General features: G+C 32.2%; 16 protein-coding genes. 11 read left to right on the plus strand and 5 right to left on the minus strand.

The features are described from left to right. Positions 1 to 9: 9 nt before the first annotated feature. Positions 10 to 648, minus strand: coding sequence for a DUF4271 domain-containing protein (locus N534_RS15585; RefSeq protein WP_028891768.1), 639 nt, complete (start codon positions 646 to 648; stop codon positions 10 to 12). 76 nt (positions 649 to 724) lie between these two features. Between N534_RS15585 and N534_RS0106830 the strand changes: the two genes are divergently transcribed. From N534_RS0106830 to N534_RS0106840, 3 genes are read left to right on the plus strand one after another with little or no spacing between them, the layout of a single operon-like run. Further along, positions 725 to 1,447, plus strand: coding sequence for a polyprenol monophosphomannose synthase (locus N534_RS0106830; protein ID WP_028891769.1), 723 nt, complete (start codon positions 725 to 727; stop codon positions 1,445 to 1,447). A 4-nt stretch (positions 1,448 to 1,451) separates the two neighbouring features. Further along, positions 1,452 to 2,789, plus strand: coding sequence for a dihydroorotase (locus N534_RS0106835; protein WP_028891770.1), 1,338 nt, complete (start codon positions 1,452 to 1,454; stop codon positions 2,787 to 2,789). Beyond that, positions 2,790 to 3,254: a DUF4296 domain-containing protein gene (locus N534_RS0106840; RefSeq protein WP_028891771.1), complete on the plus strand. Its 465-nt coding sequence runs from the start codon at positions 2,790 to 2,792 to the stop codon at positions 3,252 to 3,254. It begins immediately after the preceding gene. Between the two features lie 4 nt (positions 3,255 to 3,258). Here N534_RS0106840 and N534_RS0106845 read toward each other — a convergent pair whose 3' ends face one another. Next, a complete protein-coding gene (locus N534_RS0106845) occupies positions 3,259 to 4,260 on the minus strand; it encodes an NAD-dependent epimerase/dehydratase family protein (protein WP_028891772.1) in 1,002 nt (333 codons plus the stop codon). A gap of 62 nt (positions 4,261 to 4,322) precedes the next feature. Here N534_RS0106845 and tyrS point away from each other — a divergent pair, with 62 nt between their 5' ends. The 8 genes from tyrS (at position 4,323) to N534_RS0106885 (ending at position 14,979) form a co-directional block, all read left to right on the plus strand. Beyond that, entirely contained in the window at positions 4,323 to 5,627 is a 1,305-nt protein-coding gene (gene tyrS / locus N534_RS0106850; protein WP_028891773.1) for a tyrosine--tRNA ligase, read from the plus strand. A 465-nt stretch (positions 5,628 to 6,092) separates the two neighbouring features. Further along, a complete protein-coding gene (locus tag N534_RS14535; protein WP_156025567.1) occupies positions 6,093 to 6,410 on the plus strand; it encodes a hypothetical protein in 318 nt (105 codons plus the stop codon). A gap of 95 nt (positions 6,411 to 6,505) precedes the next feature. Further along, positions 6,506 to 8,593: a TonB-dependent receptor domain-containing protein gene (locus N534_RS0106860; protein WP_231517308.1), complete on the plus strand. Its 2,088-nt coding sequence runs from the start codon at positions 6,506 to 6,508 to the stop codon at positions 8,591 to 8,593. 63 nt (positions 8,594 to 8,656) lie between these two features. Beyond that, a complete protein-coding gene (locus N534_RS0106865; RefSeq protein WP_028891775.1) occupies positions 8,657 to 9,199 on the plus strand; it encodes a DUF2911 domain-containing protein in 543 nt (180 codons plus the stop codon). 198 nt (positions 9,200 to 9,397) lie between these two features. Further along, positions 9,398 to 12,340 carry a leucine--tRNA ligase gene (locus tag N534_RS0106870; protein WP_028891776.1) on the plus strand — a complete coding sequence of 981 codons (2,943 nt, stop codon included), beginning with the start codon at positions 9,398 to 9,400 and terminating at the stop codon, positions 12,338 to 12,340. A 102-nt stretch (positions 12,341 to 12,442) separates the two neighbouring features. Beyond that, positions 12,443 to 12,895, plus strand: coding sequence for a hypothetical protein (locus tag N534_RS0106875; RefSeq protein WP_028891777.1), 453 nt, complete (start codon positions 12,443 to 12,445; stop codon positions 12,893 to 12,895). A gap of 115 nt (positions 12,896 to 13,010) precedes the next feature. Then, positions 13,011 to 13,967, plus strand: coding sequence for a hypothetical protein (locus N534_RS15060; protein ID WP_028891778.1), 957 nt, complete (start codon positions 13,011 to 13,013; stop codon positions 13,965 to 13,967). Between the two features lie 142 nt (positions 13,968 to 14,109). Further along, a complete protein-coding gene (locus tag N534_RS0106885; RefSeq protein ID WP_028891779.1) occupies positions 14,110 to 14,979 on the plus strand; it encodes an acyl-CoA thioesterase II in 870 nt (289 codons plus the stop codon). Between the two features lie 59 nt (positions 14,980 to 15,038). Here the strand turns inward: N534_RS0106885 and N534_RS0106890 are convergent, their stop codons facing one another. The 3 genes from N534_RS0106890 to N534_RS0106900 all read right to left on the minus strand — a co-directional run bounded on the left by N534_RS0106890 (position 15,039) and on the right by N534_RS0106900 (position 19,749). Then, on the minus strand, positions 15,039 to 17,300 hold the full coding sequence (locus N534_RS0106890; protein ID WP_028891780.1) for an inorganic phosphate transporter: 2,262 nt from the start codon (positions 17,298 to 17,300) through the stop codon (positions 15,039 to 15,041). Between the two features lie 72 nt (positions 17,301 to 17,372). Next, entirely contained in the window at positions 17,373 to 18,593 is a 1,221-nt protein-coding gene (locus N534_RS0106895) for a porin (protein ID WP_051435866.1), read from the minus strand. A gap of 268 nt (positions 18,594 to 18,861) precedes the next feature. Further along, positions 18,862 to 19,749 carry a metallophosphoesterase gene (locus N534_RS0106900; protein ID WP_038005601.1) on the minus strand — a complete coding sequence of 296 codons (888 nt, stop codon included), beginning with the start codon at positions 19,747 to 19,749 and terminating at the stop codon, positions 18,862 to 18,864. Positions 19,750 to 19,800 lie beyond the last annotated feature (51 nt).

Here is a 19,800-nt window from a genome sequence, read left to right on the forward strand (position 1 = left end):
TTCTCTTTATTACGTAGTTGTTGTTTTATAAAGAATTAATAGCGGTGCTATTTCAAGGGTGCAAAAGTACAAAATAAAATAGAACAACTTGCTAAGAACAAGTTTTTTATTGTTGTTTAATATTAAAAAAGCCCTAACAATGAATAGAATAGCGAAAGATGAAATTAAAAAAAGTTTGTTTGTAAAAGTGTATTGGTATAATATGATAAAAGGGAGTAACCATATACAAAGCACATACAAATAGCCTGATTTTGTGTATAAAAAATAGTTAATAATAGAAGTTAGCCCTAATATATTAGCAATTGCACGATCTAAAAACAACCTTAGAGAAAGGTATGTTGTAACAAAGAAGAAGAGCCCTAGAAAAGCTAAAAAACCTTGAGGATAAAATTCTGCAAGTAAGGCTTGGAATAAAAACAAAGAAATTACAATCGTAGAAAAGAAAAATAAAAACAATCTAAAAGGCGTAAAAAAAGAATCTCCTTCTTCAATTCTTTTATGAAAAAAACCAGGAGAAATAAAAGCAACAACGTAGCCATACAATTGGGTAGGCTTAAGCAGTTTCATCAAGGCTAGTAGTATAATTGCGGCAACAATAACCAAGGTTACCCAACTACTATCATTAATAATTCGCTCTATTGCTTGCAATTGTTTTATACTTTTTAATTAACACAAAATTAGTAATAAATTAGTGTATCTTTGCCTTGATTTATATGAAAATTACATGAAGTCAGACGCCTTAGTCATAATCCCTACTTATAACGAAAAAGAAAACATCGAAGCTATTATTCGAGCAACTTTTAGTCAAGAAAAGGCATTTCATGTATTAGTAGTCGATGACAATTCACCCGACGGAACTGCTAAAATCGTAGAAAATCTACAAAATGAATTCCCTAATCAGCTTTTTATTGAAAAAAGAGAAGGAAAAAGCGGTTTAGGTACTGCATACATTCACGGATTTAAATGGGGTATTGCCAAGAAGTATGATTACATTATTGAAATGGATGCTGATTTTTCACATAACCCTAACGATTTAATTCGACTGTATAATGAATGCGCTATTGAAGGAGCAGATGTAGCAATAGGATCAAGGTATTCTGTGGGGGTAAATGTAGTTAACTGGCCAATGAGTAGGGTGTTGTTGTCGTATTTTGCATCAAAATATGTAAGATTTATTACACGAATGCCAATTCATGATACTACAGCTGGTTTTGTATGCTATAAAAGAAAAGTATTAGAAACGATTAAGTTAGATAAAGTGAAGTTTGTAGGTTACGCATTTCAAATAGAAATGAAATACAAAGCTTGGAAACATCAATTTAATATAAAAGAAGTTTCGGTTATTTTCACAGATAGAGTATTAGGGAAATCGAAACTTAGCAAAGGAATTATCAAAGAAGCTGTCTTTGGCGTGATAAAAATGAGAATTAACGGATTACCAAAATAACAACATGCAATCATATTTAATTAAAAACGCACAAATCGTAAACGAAAACAAGGTTTTTAAAGGCGATGTTTTAATAGAAGGAGAATTTATTAAGGAGATAGGAGAAAACATTTTACCAACTGATAATGTGTTAATGGTTGATGCTGAAGGTAAATACTTAATTCCTGGTATGATTGATGACCAAGTACATTTTCGTGAACCGGGTTTAACACATAAGGCTAACATTGCTACAGAAAGTAAGGCAGCAATTGCTGGAGGAATTACGTCGTTTATAGAAATGCCGAATACAGTACCTCAAGCCACAACTCAAGAATTATTAGCAGATAAGTTTGATATTGCAAGTAAAACATCATACGCAAACTATTCGTTTATGTTTGGTGGAACGAATGATAATTTAGAAGAATTGTTAAAAACAAACCCTAAAGATGTTGCGGGTATCAAGTTGTTTTTAGGTTCTTCAACAGGAAACATGTTGGTAGATAATGAAGAGGTTCTAGAGAAAATATTTTCTTCAACTAAAATGTTAATCTCTGTACATTGTGAAGACGAAGCAACTATTAGAAAAAACACAGAAGAGTATAAAGCAAAATATGGAGATGATATTCCTGTAAAATATCACCCGTTAATTCGTAGTGAAGAAGCTTGTTATTTATCTTCTTCAAGAGCAATTGAATTAGCAAAGAAAACAGGTGCACGTTTACATATTTTCCACTTATCTACAGAAAAAGAAACGCATTTATTTAGAAATGATATTCCATTAGAAGAAAAGCAAATTACTGCTGAAGTTTGTGTACATCACTTATGGTTTACAGATGCTGATTATGACAAAAAAGGAACGCTCATTAAGTGGAATCCTGCTGTGAAAACACAAAAAGATAAAGATGGTTTATGGAAAGCCTTGTTAGATGATAGAATTGATGTCATTGCAACTGACCATGCACCACATACTTTAGAAGAAAAGGATAACGTATATACAAAAGCACCTAGTGGAGGACCGTTAGTGCAACATACTGTTACAGCTGTTTTAGAAAAGGTAAAAGAAGGAGTGTTGCCAATTGAAAAAGCGGTAGAGAAGATGAGTCACAACCCAGCAAAAATCTTCAAAATAGAAAAAAGAGGTTTTATAAAAGAAGGTTTTTATGCTGATTTAGTTTTAGTTGACGCTGATAAAAAATGGACAGTAGATAAAGAAAATTTACTGTATAAATGCGGATGGTCACCGTTTGAAGGAGTCGAGTTTTCAAACCAGATAACACATACATTTGTAAACGGAAATTTAATGTATAACGAAGGAGTTTTTAACGAAGAAGTTAAAGGAAAACGATTATTATTTAACAGATAAATGAAGTCTTTTTTTTACATATGTATTGGTTTGCTTTTGGTGTCGTGTACCAGTAATACGATTTATAAAAAGCCTGAGAATCTTATACCAAAAGATTCGATGATAGCTTTATTAACTGATATGTATATAGCTTCTTCTGCTAAAAATCAAAAAAATAAGTTTCTAGAACGGGAGAAAAATTACATGATTTTAGTATATGAGAAGTATAAGATTGATACAACTCGTTTTGATATTAGCAATACTTATTACACATCACAAGTTGATGAGTATACAGAAATCTTAAAAAAAGTAAAATCTAATATAGATTCCTTAGAATTATTTTACAGAGAGTTAAAAAAAGCACAAGACTCGATAAAAGGAAAAGATAAAATATTAAAAGATTCTGTTTTAAATAATAAAGAATTACTTAAAGCACCAGAAGAATTAATAGAAAGAGATTACAAAGAGTTAGAAAAAGTAAATTAAGAACCTATTTCCTAAAGTCTTTACAAGTTTCTGAAATCACTTCATTAATTGGGGCAAATTTAAAATCAAGTTGTTCTATAATCTTTTTTGAAGTATAGAATGATGTATTATGAGCAGATTTAGCTGAGTTTTTGGTTAGTAAAGGCTCTTTTCCTGTAAGTTTCGTTAAAAACCAATCAATCCTCCAAAAAATAGCAGTGGCTAATTTCCCTACTTTTTTAGAAGGTCTTCTTTTATTGAGATTATCAGCAATACCAAATAGAACATCTTTAAACGATTTGTTTTCTGAAACAAGAATAAATCGTTCATTTTTTATGTTAGAATTCATCAAGTTTATCATTGCTTTTACCACATCTTTAACTCCAACAAAACCAGTAACACCTTCTGTGTAAAAGCTAAGGCCATTATTTATTTGAGTAAACATTTTCCCAGAACCTTCATTCCAAAAGCCACTACCTAAAATAACACCAGGATTCACAATTACTACGTTTAAACCTTCTTGACTTCCTCTCCAAACTTCCATTTCAGCGCCATACTTCGTAATTGCATATCCATGATTTTCATCAGAGTCAACCCACTCGTTTTCTTCATTAATTGGCTTTCCGTTAATAGAGTTTCCTACAGCTGCGATAGAGCTTGCAAAACAGAACTTTTTTACGTTTGCATCAATAGCAAAATTGATAAGGTTCGCAGTTCCTTCAATGTTAACTTGACGCATTTTTCTATAATCTTTTGGATTGAAAGAAACTAAGGCAGCACAATGGTAAACTTCAGTAACATTATTGAAAACAGACTCTAAAGAAGGAGTGTCAGTAATATCGGCTTGAACCCATTCAATTTTTGAAAAGTACTGCTGTACATCATCCGTGTAAAAAGAAAAGATTTTTTTAACGTGTTCACGCTTTTCTTCTGTTCTAAAAATAGCTCGAATTGTATTGTTTTTTTGGCTTAAATAATATAATAAATGTGAGCCTACTAAACCTGTTCCTCCTGTAACTAAAATCATACAGCGAATTTAGTTTATTTTGGTTGATAAACTTATCTTTGCGTCTTTAAAAATAGAATAAAATGACCAAGAATTTAGTAGAAGAATTACGATGGCGTGGAATGATTCACGACATTATGCCAGGAACCGAAGAACAACTTCAAAAAGAAATGACATCGGTTTATATTGGTTTTGATCCAACTGCAGATTCGTTACACATTGGTAGTTTAGTTCCAATCATTTTATTAGTTCACATTGAAAAAGCAGGGCATCAGCCAGTAGCTTTAGTAGGAGGTGCAACTGGTATGATCGGTGATCCGACAGGAAAATCTGATGAGCGTAATTTATTAAATGAAGAGTCTTTAGCTAAAAATGTTGAAGGTTTAAAAAGAACATTAGGTCGCTTTTTGAATTTTGATAACGGAGCTAAAAACACTCCTTTATTAGTAAACAATTACGATTGGATGAAAGATTTTTCATTTATCGAATTTGTACGTGATGTTGGAAAGAGAATCACTGTAAACTACATGATGGCAAAAGATTCTGTAAAAAAACGTATTACAGGAGAAGCAGGTAACGGAATGAGCTTTACAGAGTTTACGTATCAATTAATTCAAGGGTATGATTTCTATCACTTATATAAAACCTTAAACTGTAAATTACAAATGGGAGGTTCTGACCAATGGGGTAATATTACCACAGGTACAGAATTGGTTCGTAGAATGACTCCAGGTGAAGAAGTAAAAGTGTTTGCTGCTACTTGTCCGCTAATTACAAAAGCAGATGGTTCTAAATTCGGAAAATCTGAAGGAGGAAATGTTTGGTTAGATGCCGATAAAACATCAGTTTACAAATTTTACCAGTTTTGGTTAAATACATCTGATGAAGATGCTGAGAAATATATTAAAATATTTACTTTTTTAGATAAAGATACTATTCAAGCATTAATAGAGGAGCATAAAGAAGCACCACATCAAAGAGCTTTACAAAAGAAGTTAGCTGAAGAGGTAACAACATTTGTGCATTCAAAAGAAGAATTAGATAAGGCTATTGCAGCATCTAATATTTTATTTGGAAACTCAACAGCTGATGATTTAAAGAATTTAGATGAACAAACTTTCTTAGATGTGTTTGATGGAGTGCCTCAAGCTGAGGTAACTTCTGAAGATATTTCTGAAGGTTTAGATATGATTTCTGCTTTAGCAGCTAAAACAGGCTTCTTAAAGTCTAATGGAGATGCTCGTAGAGCTTTAAAAGAAAACTCAATATCAGTAAATAAAGAAAAAGTAAGTGAAGACTTTGTAATCACTTCAAAAGATTTAATAGCTGATAAGTACGTGTTATTACAAAGAGGTAAAAAGAATTACTTTTTATTAAAAGTAGCATAAGCAATAAAACATATAATTTAAAAAGCCCTTGATAGAATTTCTATCAAGGGCTTTTTGCATTTATAAACAAAGGGAAACTTTTATGAAACAGCTTTAAAATCAAATGTTAAAGGGCATCTTTTACAATTAATGCCTTTCTTTTGATACTTATTACAACATTTACTTTTAGGTTTAATGCAGTTACTTGAGCAAACTGAATTACAAACTGTAACTTCCTGTAGTCTTTTTACAGGAGTAATAGAGGTAACTTTCTTGGTTTCAGTATAAAAAACAATCATTATCTTTTCGTAAAATCCGTGCAAATATAAGTTTTTTATTTAGAATAAATTAAAATAAAAGAAAAAACCTTAATTTTTGTTATTGGTTATCAGTAAGGATAGTTGTATCTTTGTGTGAGTAAAAAATACCCCTTTCTTGTTAAAAAAACTTAGCATATATTTTTTTGTTGCACTGTACATGATAGCCATGTTACGACCGATAGCTCCTTTTGTAGAGTATGCAATAAATTATGATTATATATCAAAAGTTTTGTGTATCAACAAAGATAAACCAGAGTTAAACTGTAATGGTAAATGTCAGTTAATGATGGAACTTGAACAACAACAAGATGATGATTTTAATTCGTTGCGAATCTCAATGGAAGAATATCCTATAGGGTTTGTTTCAGTTTTAAATTTAGACTTAGAAGAAAAACAGTTTATAAAAGAAAAAGAATCATTTTCTTATAAGAAAAATTATTGTTTTTCATTCAATCAGGAAGTATTTCATCCGCCTACAATTTAATTTTTCATACAGTTTTTCACATCGTAAACAATTCAAAAATTTTTTGAATTGATAGGTGTTGCTATACAATTATGTAAAAATTAAATTCAACTTTAATGAAAAATTTAGGATGGATGCTTTTTAGCATCTGTACAATAGCTGTGTCTGCTCAAGAACAAAAAAAAGACACAGTTAAACAAGAAACTATACAATTAAACGAAGTAATTGTCGACGGAAAAATAAAAACAAACCCTGTTCATGCTACTGTTAAAAATGATTATCAAAAAAAAGTAATTCAACCTAAAAATGTAGCAGACTTATTTTCTGAAATCAATGGGTTTTCAGTAATAAAAAGAGGGAACTACGCAATGGACCCTACATTTAGAGGTGCTGCTTATGAACAATTAAATGTTATGTACGATGGAGGAACAAAAGCTGTGAATGCTTGTCCGAATAGAATGGATCCGATTACCACACACATCATTCCTGAAGAAATTTCAAAAATTGAAATCATTAAAGGACCTTTTACGGTAAGATATGGTGCAACTTTTGGAGGTATTGTAAACATGGTAACTGAAAATCATAGATTATTAGATAGCGGGTTTCATGGAAAATTCTCATCAGGATATGAAACAAACGGAAACTCATTTGTAAACATGTTACAGTTACAACACGTTACAAACAAGTTCGATGTAATAGGAAATATAGGATACCGAAATTTTGGCGATTATAAAGACGGAAGCGGTACAGAGATACCATCATCATTTACCAGTACCGATTATGGGGTAAAGTTAGGGTATAACCTTACCGAAAATCAACGTTTGCAGGCACACTGGCGTCAATCGTTTGGTAGAGATATAAAACATGCTGCATTACCAATGGATACCGATTATGACAACAGTACGATTGTGTCTCTTGATTACAAAGCAATAAACATAGGTAGCATATTAAAAACAATTACAACAAAAGGTTTTTACAGTTACGTAGACCATTTAATGACAAATACAAATCGACCAAATTTCAACATGGTTTTTGCTTCATCACCAGTGGAGTCAACTACCATAGGAGGTAAAGTAGAGTTTGAGTTTAATATGCATGAAGATTTTAATTTGTTTGTAGGAAGTGATATCAATCACATTAAAAGAGGAGGAAATCGTACACGTACTATAAAAATGATGAACGGTATGATGTTGCCAATGCCTATGGTTAAAGTAGATAAGATTTGGCAAGATGCTTATATAAATGATTTTGGTGTATTCTCTGAAGCAAAATTCAATTTAGCGGCTAAAACTGTATTAACTACAGGTGTTCGTATAGATATCGTAAAGGCAAATGCAAAAGATTTAGAAGATGATTTTGCTGCAATATATCCTGAGGTAAAAACAAATGAAACTAATGTGAGTGGTAATATTTCTGTAAAGCATGCATTTTCTAAAAAAGCAATTTTAGAAGCTGCATTTGGTAGAGGAGTGCGTACAGCAAATATGGCTGAGCGTTATATTAATCACTTTACGATTGGCTCAGATTCATATGAATATTTAGGAAACCCAATGTTACGACCAGAAGTAAATAATCAATTTGAGTTAGGGTTGAAAGGAAAACTGGGGTTGAATAACAACTTGCAATTACATTATCAAACATCAGCATTTTATTCAATTTTTGAAGATTATATTTCTGCAATAGTCGATCCAACCATTCCAAGGAAATTTATGCCGAATCAACAACCAGAATTTACAAAAGTGTTTACCAATATTGAAGATGCTAGCAAAATAGGATTTGAAGTAGCAGCTAAGTTACAAATGTTTAACAATTATTATTTTCAAACAGAAGTAGCTTATGTAAAGACAAAAAACGAAGATTTTGATGAGTCGTTACCATTAAATCCTCCTTTTACGTCAAAAATTTCTGTTGGTTTAGACAAAGAAAAATATTGGGCAAAAGCACAATATAATATCGTATCGAAGCAAGAAAATATAGCGCCTTCTTTTGGTGAAACAGTAACTGATGGGTATCAAACTTTTGATGTTAAATTAGGGCTTAAACCTTTTAAAAAGTTTACATTAGGACTTGCTTGTTTAAATGTTTTTGATGAAAATTATACGAACCATTTAAATTTCTCGTATAAGAATCAAGCAGATTTGCCTTTGACTAGAATTAACGAACCAGGAAGGAATTTCACAGCTTTTTTACAGTATAAGTTTTAGTGTTTGTGTAAGGATGTTTAAATTTGGTGACTAATCTCCCAATTATTAACTAAAAATTTAAAAATGAAAAAATCAATTTTATCAATTATTGTATTTGCTGTAGCTCTTGTGTTTTCTAATGAAGTTGTGGCTCAAGATTTCCCGAATCTAGATAAAAGCCCAATGGATGCAGCTACATATCCAAGTAGTTACAGAAATTCAGATAAAAAAGTAAAAGTTATTTATAGTCGTCCTCAGTTAAAAAGAAGACCTGTATCTCGTTTAGCAGTTGCTGGTAAAGTATGGAGAACAGGAGCAAATGAAGCTGCTGAAATTACTTTTTATAAAGATGTAAACTTTGGAGGAAAGCAAGTAAAAGCAGGAACATACTCGTTATTTACAATTCCTGGAGATAAAGAGTGGACTGTAATTTTAAATACTGCTAAAAATGTTTGGGGAGCTTATTCTTACAACGAATCAGATGATGTAGTACGTGTAACAGGAAAAGTTTCTAGAGCAAACGAAAACATTGAAGCTTTTTCAATTGCTTTTGATGGAGAAGAAGATGCTTTTAATATGTATTTAGGATGGGGTAACGTTGTGGTTACTGTGCCTGTTAAAGGATAAAAATTTTTTAAAACAAATAAAAGGCTTCATTGGTTTTGTACTAATGAAGCCTTTTTGTTTTTATAGCTTTTCACATCCAAACGATAATTGTAAATTTGCAGCTTCAAAATCACGTCATTGCGAACAAAGTGAAGCAATCTCATAAAAAGATTACTTCGTCATTTTCATTCCTCGTAATGACAGGAATAAACTAAAAGAATGCAATACAATCACCAAGAGATAGAAAAAAAGTGGCAAAAGTACTGGGCAGATCAAGGTACGTTTAAAGCTGAAAATGATTCTGATAAACCAAAATATTATGTGTTAGATATGTTTCCTTACCCATCTGGAGCAGGATTACACGTAGGGCATCCGTTAGGATATATCGCATCTGATATTTATGCACGTTACAAGCGCCATAAAGGATTTAATGTATTGCATCCACAAGGGTATGATTCTTTTGGGTTACCTGCTGAACAATATGCGATTCAAACAGGACAACATCCAGCAATTACGACAGAAACGAATATTAAAACTTACCGTCGTCAGTTAGATAATATCGGGTTTTCATTCGATTGGTCTCGAGAAGTTCGTACTTCAAATCCAGAATATTATAAATGGACGCAGTGGATTTTCATTCAATTGTTCAACTCTTGGTATAATAAAGATACTGATAAGGCAGAAGATATTTCAACCTTAGTAGCAAAATTTGAAGTAGAAGGAAATGCAACTATAAATGCAGTTGCTGATGAAGATATAACTATTTTTTCTGCGGAAGAATGGAAGAGCTTCTCTGACAAAGAACAACAAGAAATACTATTACAATACCGTTTAACTTTTTTATCGGATACTGAAGTAAACTGGTGTCCAGCACTAGGGACAGTATTAGCAAACGATGAAATTGTAAACGGAGTTTCAGAACGTGGAGGGCATCCTGTAGTTCGTAAAAAAATGACCCAATGGTCTATGCGAATTTCTGCGTATGCACAACGTTTATTAGATGGATTACAAAATATTGATTGGCCACAGCCATTAAAAGATAGCCAAACTAACTGGATTGGTCGCTCGCAAGGAGCCATGGTATCTTTTGATGTTGACGGACACGATGCTAAAATAGATGTATTCACAACACGTCCTGATACTATTTTTGGAGTGTCTTTTATGACCTTAGCTCCAGAGCACGAGTTAGTGTCACGAATCGTGACTGATGAGCAAAGAAAGGCTGTTGAAGAATACATAGAGGCTACAGCAAAACGTTCTGAGCGTGATCGTATGGCTGATGTAAAAACCATTTCAGGAGTGTTTACTGGTGCGTATGCGCTGCATCCGTTTACAGGAAAACAAGTGCCTATTTGGATTGGTGATTATGTATTAGCAAGCTATGGTACAGGAGCGGTTATGGCGGTACCATGTGGTGACCAACGTGATTATGATTTTGCAAAACACTTCGGATTAGAGATTCCAAATATTTTTGCGAATGTTGATATTTCTGAAAAAGCAAACGACGCTAAAGATGGAATTAAATTAGCAAACTCTGATTTCTTAGATGGTTTAAATTATAAGAAAGGAATGAAAACTGTAATCTACGAATTAGAAAAACGTGGATTTGGTTACGGAAAAATAAACTATCGTTTACGTGATGCAGTATTCAGTCGTCAACGTTATTGGGGAGAACCTTTCCCTGTATATTACAAAGACGGTATGCCGCAAATGATTGATGCAAAACATTTACCAATTGTATTGCCAGAAGTTGAGAAATACTTACCAACTGAAGATGGAAAACCACCGTTAGGGAATGCTGAGGTTTGGGCGTGGTGTACTGAAACCAATTCGGTTGTAAATAATGAAAAAATAAATCACACTAGTGTGTTTCCTCTAGAGTTAAATACAATGCCAGGGTGGGCAGGAAGTTCATGGTATTTTAACCGTTATATGGATTCTAATAACGAAGGAGAATTTGTAAGCAAAGAAGCGGTTGATTACTGGAAAGAAGTAGATTTATACGTCGGAGGTTCTGAACACGCTACAGGGCATTTATTATATGCACGTTTTTGGCAAAAATTCTTATTTGATAGAGGATTTTTACCTGTTGACGAGTTTGCTAAAAAACTAATCAACCAAGGAATGATTTTAGGAACTTCTGCTTTTGTTTATAGAGTTTTTCTAGAGACATTTAGAACAGGTTCTCAAAAAGCTAGATCCGAATATCCAATTTTTGTTTCCAAGAATTTATTAGAAGATAAGCCAAAATTGATAGAGTTAATTCTTAATTCAATGAATAATAAATTCGATGATGTAAAAGTAGAGATTGTTGGAGAACCAAATTTATTTATAACTCCTATTCATGCTGATGTTTCTTTAGTAAATTCTTCTGATGAATTAGATGTTGAAGCATTTAAAAAGCATCCATTAAATGTTGATTTTAAAGATGCAGAATTCATTTTAGAAGATGGTAAATACATTGTAGGACGCGAGGTAGAAAAAATGTCGAAATCGAAATACAATGTCGTAAATCCAGATTTAATTTGTGAGGAGTACGGAGCAGATAGTTTACGTTTATTCGAAATGTTTTTAGGACCGTTAGAGCAAACAAAACCTTGGAAAACATCAGGGATTTCAGGAGTGTATTCTTTCCTAAAGAAATTATGGAAATTATTCACAGATGAAAATGGAATCAATGTTTCTGATGCTGAACCAACGAAAGACGAGTTAAAAACCTTACATAAAACGATTAAAAAAGTAGAAGAAGATATTGAGAACTTTTCGTTCAATACGTCAGTTTCTACTTTCATGATTGCGGTGAACGAGTTAACAGCGTTAAAATGTAACAAACGTGCTATTTTAGAACCATTGTTAGTGTTAATTTCCCCATATGCACCACATATTGCGGAAGAACTATGGAGTCAATTAGGGCACAATGAGTCTATTGCAACTGTAGCTTTCCCAAAGTTTGAAGAAAAGCATTTAGTTGAGAGTTCTAAGAACTACCCAGTTTCTTTCAATGGTAAAATGCGTTTTACGTTAGAGTTACCATTAGATTTAAGTAAAGAAGAGATAGAAAAAGTGGTGATGGAGCACGAAAAAACACAACAACAATTACAGGGACGAGAACCAAAGAAAGTAATTATTGTTCCTGGTAAAATTATCAATATTGTAGGATAATATTCACGGCATAAATTATAGGAAACCCACAAGCAATTTGTTTGTGGGTTTTTGTTTTTGAACTAAATTCGCGCCAGTAATAACAAATTAAATATTTAATAAATGAAAAAGATTTTTAAAATTAGCTATGCGGTTTTGGTATGTTTAACCTTAATAATAATAGGTTGTTCCGATAGCGATAACGATTTTACTGGAATAGCAAATACAGAGCTGTCAGGAAAAGTATTCGGAACAGAATTTAAGGCTAAAGGAGGTCAGGCGTTTATGTCTGGAAATAATGAAATTTCAGTACATATTACCAATATTCAAGCAGATTGTAGTTCAGATATTTTTGATTACGAATTAGAAGTATCTACTTATGTGAAAGCTGAGTTAGGAACTTATAACAATATGAACGTAGTTTTTAATAAGAAAGGATTTGGTCCTTTAAACTACCTTCAAGGAGTTGTTGAGGTTGTAAGAATTGCTAATAATGAAGTTACTTTAAAAATAAAAGCAAATTCAACTGCCGATAATTCAGTAGAAGGATTCTTTACGCTTCCTTTTTGTAAGTAATAGAAACAAGATAGATATATTGATAAAAGGCTTTTGCATGAAAAATGTGAAAGCCTTTTTTGTATTGTGAAACCAAAAACTTTTCTCAAATTTGTTCATCAAAAAAAATCAAACTATGAAAAAAGTGTCCCTTAATAACTCTTGGCTTTTTGTAATAATTCCAATTGGAATTTTCATTTTTGTAGCTTTACCGCAATTACAAAACACCTATGAATCGTTTCAAAAACGAGAAATAGAAGTGCATCAAAACGCCCAAGAGTTAGACTCATTACGACAACTTACAAACCCTACAAGAAAAGATTTAAACAACATTAAGCGTCTTGAAATAACTGTTCCAGTTCATAAGTTAAGTATAAGAAAACAGCGATATACCTACTATAAGACAGGAGGAATGTTAGCCGTATTAGTTTTTATGTTTATTGGTATGTTTGGTTCGAGTTATTGGGCTCAGAGAAAGAAACAATCATCGAGCAATAAACAAGTAGAATTTTCATTCGGAGACTTTACAACCGATGCTATAGGGCAACATATTTCATGGAATGCCGTTAAAGGTTCAGGAAGTAATTTTTTAAGTGAACGCTTACGAAAAACAGCTTTTGGTTATAAAATAACCTCTAGTTCATATCTAAAGTTTGTAGCTTGGAGTTTCCTTTTAATGGGGTTAAACTACGTAGTTTGGTCTTATGTTGAGTTTTTCGAGTTTTCTAAAGAGTCTTTAACCTTTATGCATGGTGGAAAAATCTTTTTTACTTCTGGCGGACCGTTTTTACTAGTAGGGGTATTCTTGCTGTTTTCTTTTGGAGCTAAAGCATTTTTAAACTCACAAAAAAGAAAGGTGTTAGTGGATGGAGAAACTATTCCTTTTCAACAAGTATATGCCTTACAAGTATTGTCAAAATTTGTTGAAGGAAATAAATCTGGAGGTTACTATTGCTATGAAGTTAATTTAGTAACTCAAAATGGTGAGCGTCATAATTTATTAAACCATGGAGACAAAGAATATTTGTTGAGTGATATGGTAAAAATAAGTAGGTTTTTAAAAGTGCCAGTTTGGAATATGAATGTTGCCTAATCAACATATTTAGGTGTTTTCAAAGGCTTAATGAGAATTTAAGGTTACTTTTGAAATACATTCAATAAACAAACTTTAGCTTTACAAGCCTTTAAAAGTATAACAACATAAATAAATTAAGCTCTCGTAGAGAGAAGATAACATGAAAAATACTCAAGAATTATTAAACATACTTACTCTTGATGATATAGGAAATGGTAATTTTAACGGAGTAAGTAGAGATATAGGAAGTCCTAATGTTTTTGGAGGTCAAGTATTAGCTCAGGCCTTAAATGCAGCATATAGAACAGCACCAAAAGATAGAATATTACATTCATTACATTCATATTTTTTAGAAGCAGGGAACCTGGAGTTGCCAATAACATATAATGTACAACCAATTCGTGATGGAGGAAGTTTTTCTACACGAAGAGTAACAGCCCATCAAGGAGATAAAACTATTTTTATATTATCTTGTTCATTTCATAAAGAAGAAGAAGGGTATGAACATCAAAAACCAATAAAGAAAGATATAAAACAACCAGAAGAGTTGTTGAGTTGGACAGATGTGTTGGACCAATTCGGGGCTTTTTTACCTCAAAAGATGAAAGATTTTTTAAGCATAGAAAGACCTATAGATTTTAAACCTGTGCAAATAGTAAATCCGTTAGATAGAAAAGATTTACCGCCTGTGGTTGATGTTTGGTTTAAGTTGAAAGGCGAAGCGAAAGATTTACCATTAGGAATAAAGCAACAAATACTTACTTATATTTCCGACTACAATATTTTAACCTCGTGTTTAAATCCTAATGCTAGTGTTGCTAATTTTGGAAATACTCAACTAGCCAGTTTAGATCACTCAATGTGGTTTTACCGTGATTTTAATTTAGATGATTGGATGTTGTTTTCAATAGAAAGTCCAAACGCTTATGGAGCTAGAGGGTTTGCTATGGGTAACATTTATACCAGAGATGGAGAGCTAATAGCTTCAGTTGCTCAAGAAGGATTAATGAGACCAATGAAAAGAAGCTAATAAGACTATTAAAAATATAAAAAAAACCGAGTTAATTATTAACTCGGTTTTTTTATTTGTTAAGCGTCTATTTCAGCAGATTTTGTACTGATGTGAAATTCTTCATATGTTTCTAGTAAACTCATTAAACCAGAAACTAAATCTTGGGTCTCAATTAAAACACTAAAGTATAACGTAGTGTTTTTCGGACTCGTTTCATCGGTTCTAATACGTTCTACTTGTTTTTCAATAGATTCAGAAACATCTTTTAATAATTCTTTCTTTTCATTAATAATATGTTCTAAGTTGTCAAAACTTCTATTTTCAAAAGTTTCGCTAATATCTTCTAACAATTTAGAAAGTGTATGATCGATGCTCTTTAAGTCTTTAATTTGACCTTTTTTAAGATTTTTGTGGTTGTTATTTACGTGCTTGTACGTAGCTCTAGAAATATAGCTAATCGATTGTGCTACGTCTTGTAAGTATCCTAAAATTAAGATATAGAATCTACTTGCTTGTACCGAAGTATCATCTAACGATTTGATAAAATAGAATACACCATCTTTTAAGCTATCTATTTCGTCGTTTAATTTTGTTACGTGTTTATCCGTTTTACGTAATTTTACTAAATCATGAGTAGCTAAATCATTTACTACACTAGAATATAATTTGTTTATACGTTGCGCTACTTCAGCAATGTGGTCAGAACTCTCTTCAATTACTCCATTAATAGTAATTAATTCAGCTCTTTCCATGTGTACTTGCTTCTTCTCTTGTTTAGATTTCTTTCTGTGTTGTAAGGTGTTTCTTCCAATTAAAAGAGCAACAACTAACAATAATACAGGAATCATTACTTTATCCCAGCTAATTAAGTAAGCAACTAAGGCAGCAGTAGCAAAAGCTGTAAGAGCTGTTAAGAACCACCCACCAATTACGTTAATTACACCAGCAACTCTATATACAGCACTTTCACGTCCCCAAGCTCTATCTGCTAAAGAGGTACCCATTGCTACCATGAAAGTTACATAAGTAGTTGATAAAGGTAATTTCATAGAAGTTGCAATAGAAATTAAGATACCCGCAACAATTAAGTTAACAGCAGCTCTAACTAAATCGAAAGCTGGCATTTCATACGTTTTGTCTTTAGGTAATTCTATTACTGGTTTTTGAAATTTAGTATCAATATAAGCTAATGTTTTTTGAGGTACAATATAGCTGATAGCAGCATTGATACCCATAGCACTTCTTACTACGATTCTTGATAAAGGGTTTGGTTGAAATTTTTCATGTCCATCACCTTGACGAGATAAATCGATACCTGTTTTAATTACTTCTTTTGCTTTGCTTGAAGTCCATAAAGTAATAACCATAATCGCTCCAGCTAATAATAATAACCAAACATTAGAAGGTACTTTTTTAGCTAAAATTCCCATAGAAAATGCATCAGGAGCAACTCCAGATATTTCCCAAGCTTGGTAAGAGTTCCATGCAGCGATTGGTACACCAATAAAGTTTACTAAGTCGTTACCAGAGAAAGCCATTGCTAAAGAGAAAGTACCAATACCAATGATTAATTTTAAAATATTAACCTTGAAAAATTGAATTAAAGCATGCGAAATAGCACTCCAAAAAACAAAACTTCCAGCAATAATAAGAATAGTATTTCCTTCAATTAAATGTTTTACATCACTATAGAAAGGAGTTCCTTTCATACCTTTAATAATGATGAAATAAGTAATTGCTGTAATAGCAAAACCACCAAATAATGAATTTATATAGGTAGGTCTCTTCTCAAAATTAAATGAATAAATTAAACGAGAAAAGAACTGAACAATAGCTCCGACAGAGAAGGCTACTACAACGGAGAGCAGTATTCCGTTTATAATTTCAACCGCTTTTTTATGGTTGATGTAATTCCAAATATCTGAAATAGATTGAGAATCGTTAGCTGCAATTTTAATTAATGAAATACATACAGCTGCTCCTAATAATTCAAATACGATAGAAACCGTTGTTGAGGTTGGCATCCCTAATGAGTTAAAGATATCTAGTAATAAAATATCAGTAATCATTACTGCCATAAAAATAAACATGATATCTTGGAACATGAACATGCTAGGATTAAAAATCCCTTTACGAGCAACCTCCATCATACCACTTGATGTTACGGCTCCCATAAAAACCCCAATACTCGCAATTATCATAATATTTCTTACTTTAATTGCTTTAGAACCGATGGCTGAATTTAAAAAGTTAACAGCATCATTACTTACCCCCACAACTAAGTCGACGATAGCTAAAACAGCTAGTGCGACTAGCATCAAAATATATGGATCTCCCATTTTTTAGTTTTTAATTAAGTTTTGCAAATTTAGTTACACAAGAATGCTCTTATGTTATGTTTATGTTATCATTTAAAAATGAATATCTACTTGTAATCGGTACATTAACTGGTTGGTAGCTGTTGGTATGTCTAGGTAACTAACATCAGTTTGTACTTTTAATTTATGACCAACAATGTATTTTGATAATCCTAATGTGTATTGGTTTTCAATGTCTTTTCCTGTAATGTTTTTGTCCAATGCAATATTGGTATAACGTGCAGATATTTCCCAGTTTTTATCAAATAAATATCCTGTTTGAAGGTTTAATGCATTACCCACTTCTACAACTACTTGTTTTCCTTTACTGTCTAGTACAGGGGTTCCATCAGAATTTTTTGCAAAAGGGTCTTCGGCATCTCTAGAAGCATATTCCCCCATAAAAGAGAATCCTTTATATTTAAACATGGCATCTACGAAGAAGGTTGAAATGTTTGTTTCATAATATCCCGCATCATTTACCATATACTGTCCTTGGTTACTTCTTGTTTTTACCGCATTGTTGTTAAAATCGTAACTCATACCGATAGCTAACTTCGGAGTTTTTTCTCTTTTTAAATCGCCTCCTTTATAATCTCCATTTCCCTCAAATAATCCGAAAGGTAAAAACTCAAGGTGTGCTGTATATTGATGACCTCCTAAGTTACCTACAGTTACATTTCTTCCTTCACCTTGCGAAAAGGCTAGAGCTTCTCTAACCACAAATTTATCTGATAGGTTAAAATGATGACGTAATTGCATACCCATATCACGGTCAATATTAAATCGCTTGTTTAATAAAGAACGATCAACTAACTGCATATCTGCTGAAGATATAACACGTTCTCTGTTTCCTGGTAGTTTAGTTTGTCCAAACCAAAGCTCGAAATTTTGATGAAAATTCCATTTTAAAACGGCGTCTAAAATATATCTAGGAGCATTGCCTGTATGTTCAGAGGCACCGCTAATATCTCTATTAGACATTCCTATTTCTAATTTATACTTTAATTTTGGTGAAAAAGCGAATCCTTTAAATTTTAAACGGGCTCTTCTTACTAGCATTGAAGACGATAGATTGTACAATCCATCCTTGTTTGAGTCCCATTCAGCAGTTGCTAAAAATTGCATTCTAGCACTCATGTTCATAGACCAAGTACTATCTTTTCCTGTTAAATTAAATAAGCCCTTGCCGAATTTAGGAGAGTTTGTTTCTTGAGCATGTGTATAGGATAACACAAACATACTTACAATTGTAAGTGCTGTTTTACAGTTCATTAGATTTAGTTTATTAGTTTTTGTCGCGGCAAATAACTAGCTCTAATGTTAAATAAGTGTTAACTAAATATTAAAAAACTGCCTTTATTCAAGGCAGTATACGGTAAGTCAAATAAATAGTCGACAAAAACTAATAAATTTATAATGACTATACGCCTCAAGACTGAGGTAAGTCAAAAATACTAGCTTTCTTTGGTATCAATATTAAGTAGAATTTAATAAACTGTTACGAAGGTAAATTTTAGGTTAATTTGATAAGAAATTATACTTACAGGTATTCTGTTATTTTTTCAGGACCTTCTAAAACAGTTCGAGTAATTTGCATGGTTCCGTTGTCATTGGTTACTAAATGCCATTTAATAAGTGTAATTTCATTGTTTTCAATTTCTAAACCAGTAATACACCTAGGATGAACACAGCTACCATCATTAAAATGAGGTAATTCTTCACAAGAAGGAAATCGAGGTCGGTGTGTATGCCCTGTAACAATCATTTGGTTGTTGTTAGCTTTTACCCAATTTTCTAATCGACGTTCTACCTTTATAAGTCCTTTAAAGTTTTGAGCAGGACTAGTAGGGTCTTTAATTCCGTGTATTTGTAATGGGCGCCATAAAACTTTTACTAAAAAACGACTGAATTTCCAAAAGGTATAATTAAACCAATCAGCTTGATGACCATGAAGTAGGAAAATTGACTTTCCGTCGTTTTGAGTTAACCGAATGGCTTCAGAAAAGGAAGCGTTAGGAAGTAATTCTTTTTCTTTTCCATCAATTGTATCGTAATAATAGTTTAGGTTTTTTCTAACATTTTTGGGTTTTCGGTAATTCATGTCATGATTTCCCCAAATAAAATGCAACTTATTTTTTTGATGGAATTTTTGAAGTAATAGGTAAATGTCTTTATTGGCATTAAAAATATTCACAAATTTATTTTCCCATAGTTCATCACCATCACCTAATTCTATATAGGTAAAATCTTTTTGTAAATATTGAGATAATGCAAAATGATATATTTTTCGATTACGAGCAAAATCATCAGCAAAACTATTATCACCTCTATGGCAATCGGAAAATAAAACATACTTAGATGCTTCGTTTAATGGGAGTTTTTTTGCTTTTTTAAAAGCTCGGTTTAATCTATCGTTAGAAGAAAACATAGGTGTTATTTTACTAGCTAAAGATGCATAAAAAAACCCAAGTTTTAAAAC

The organism is Tenacibaculum sp. 47A_GOM-205m (assembly GCF_000518405.1).
Lineage (GTDB): Bacteria > Bacteroidota > Bacteroidia > Flavobacteriales > Flavobacteriaceae > Polaribacter > Polaribacter lutimaris.

Bases quoted from the DNA above. Each gene is read 5' to 3' on its own strand.
- N534_RS0106895 (WP_051435866.1), bottom strand. From the start codon at position 18,593: ATGAACTGTAAAACAGCACTTACAATTGTAAGTATGTTTGTGTTATCC.
- N534_RS0106835 (WP_028891770.1), top strand. From the start codon at position 1,452: ATGCAATCATATTTAATTAAAAACGCACAAATCGTAAACGAAAACAAG.
- N534_RS0106860 (WP_231517308.1), top strand. From the start codon at position 6,506: ATGAAAAATTTAGGATGGATGCTTTTTAGCATCTGTACAATAGCTGTG.
- tyrS (WP_028891773.1), top strand. From the start codon at position 4,323: ATGACCAAGAATTTAGTAGAAGAATTACGATGGCGTGGAATGATTCAC.
- N534_RS0106845 (WP_028891772.1), bottom strand. From the start codon at position 4,260: ATGATTTTAGTTACAGGAGGAACAGGTTTAGTAGGCTCACATTTATTA.
- N534_RS0106875 (WP_028891777.1), top strand. From the start codon at position 12,443: ATGAAAAAGATTTTTAAAATTAGCTATGCGGTTTTGGTATGTTTAACC.
- N534_RS0106885 (WP_028891779.1), top strand. From the start codon at position 14,110: ATGAAAAATACTCAAGAATTATTAAACATACTTACTCTTGATGATATA.
- N534_RS0106900 (WP_038005601.1), bottom strand. From the start codon at position 19,749: ATGTTTTCTTCTAACGATAGATTAAACCGAGCTTTTAAAAAAGCAAAA.
- N534_RS0106830 (WP_028891769.1), top strand. From the start codon at position 725: ATGAAGTCAGACGCCTTAGTCATAATCCCTACTTATAACGAAAAAGAA.
- N534_RS0106890 (WP_028891780.1), bottom strand. From the start codon at position 17,300: ATGGGAGATCCATATATTTTGATGCTAGTCGCACTAGCTGTTTTAGCT.
- N534_RS15060 (WP_028891778.1), top strand. From the start codon at position 13,011: ATGAAAAAAGTGTCCCTTAATAACTCTTGGCTTTTTGTAATAATTCCA.
- N534_RS0106840 (WP_028891771.1), top strand. From the start codon at position 2,790: ATGAAGTCTTTTTTTTACATATGTATTGGTTTGCTTTTGGTGTCGTGT.
- N534_RS0106870 (WP_028891776.1), top strand. From the start codon at position 9,398: ATGCAATACAATCACCAAGAGATAGAAAAAAAGTGGCAAAAGTACTGG.
- N534_RS0106865 (WP_028891775.1), top strand. From the start codon at position 8,657: ATGAAAAAATCAATTTTATCAATTATTGTATTTGCTGTAGCTCTTGTG.
- N534_RS14535 (WP_156025567.1), top strand. From the start codon at position 6,093: ATGTTACGACCGATAGCTCCTTTTGTAGAGTATGCAATAAATTATGAT.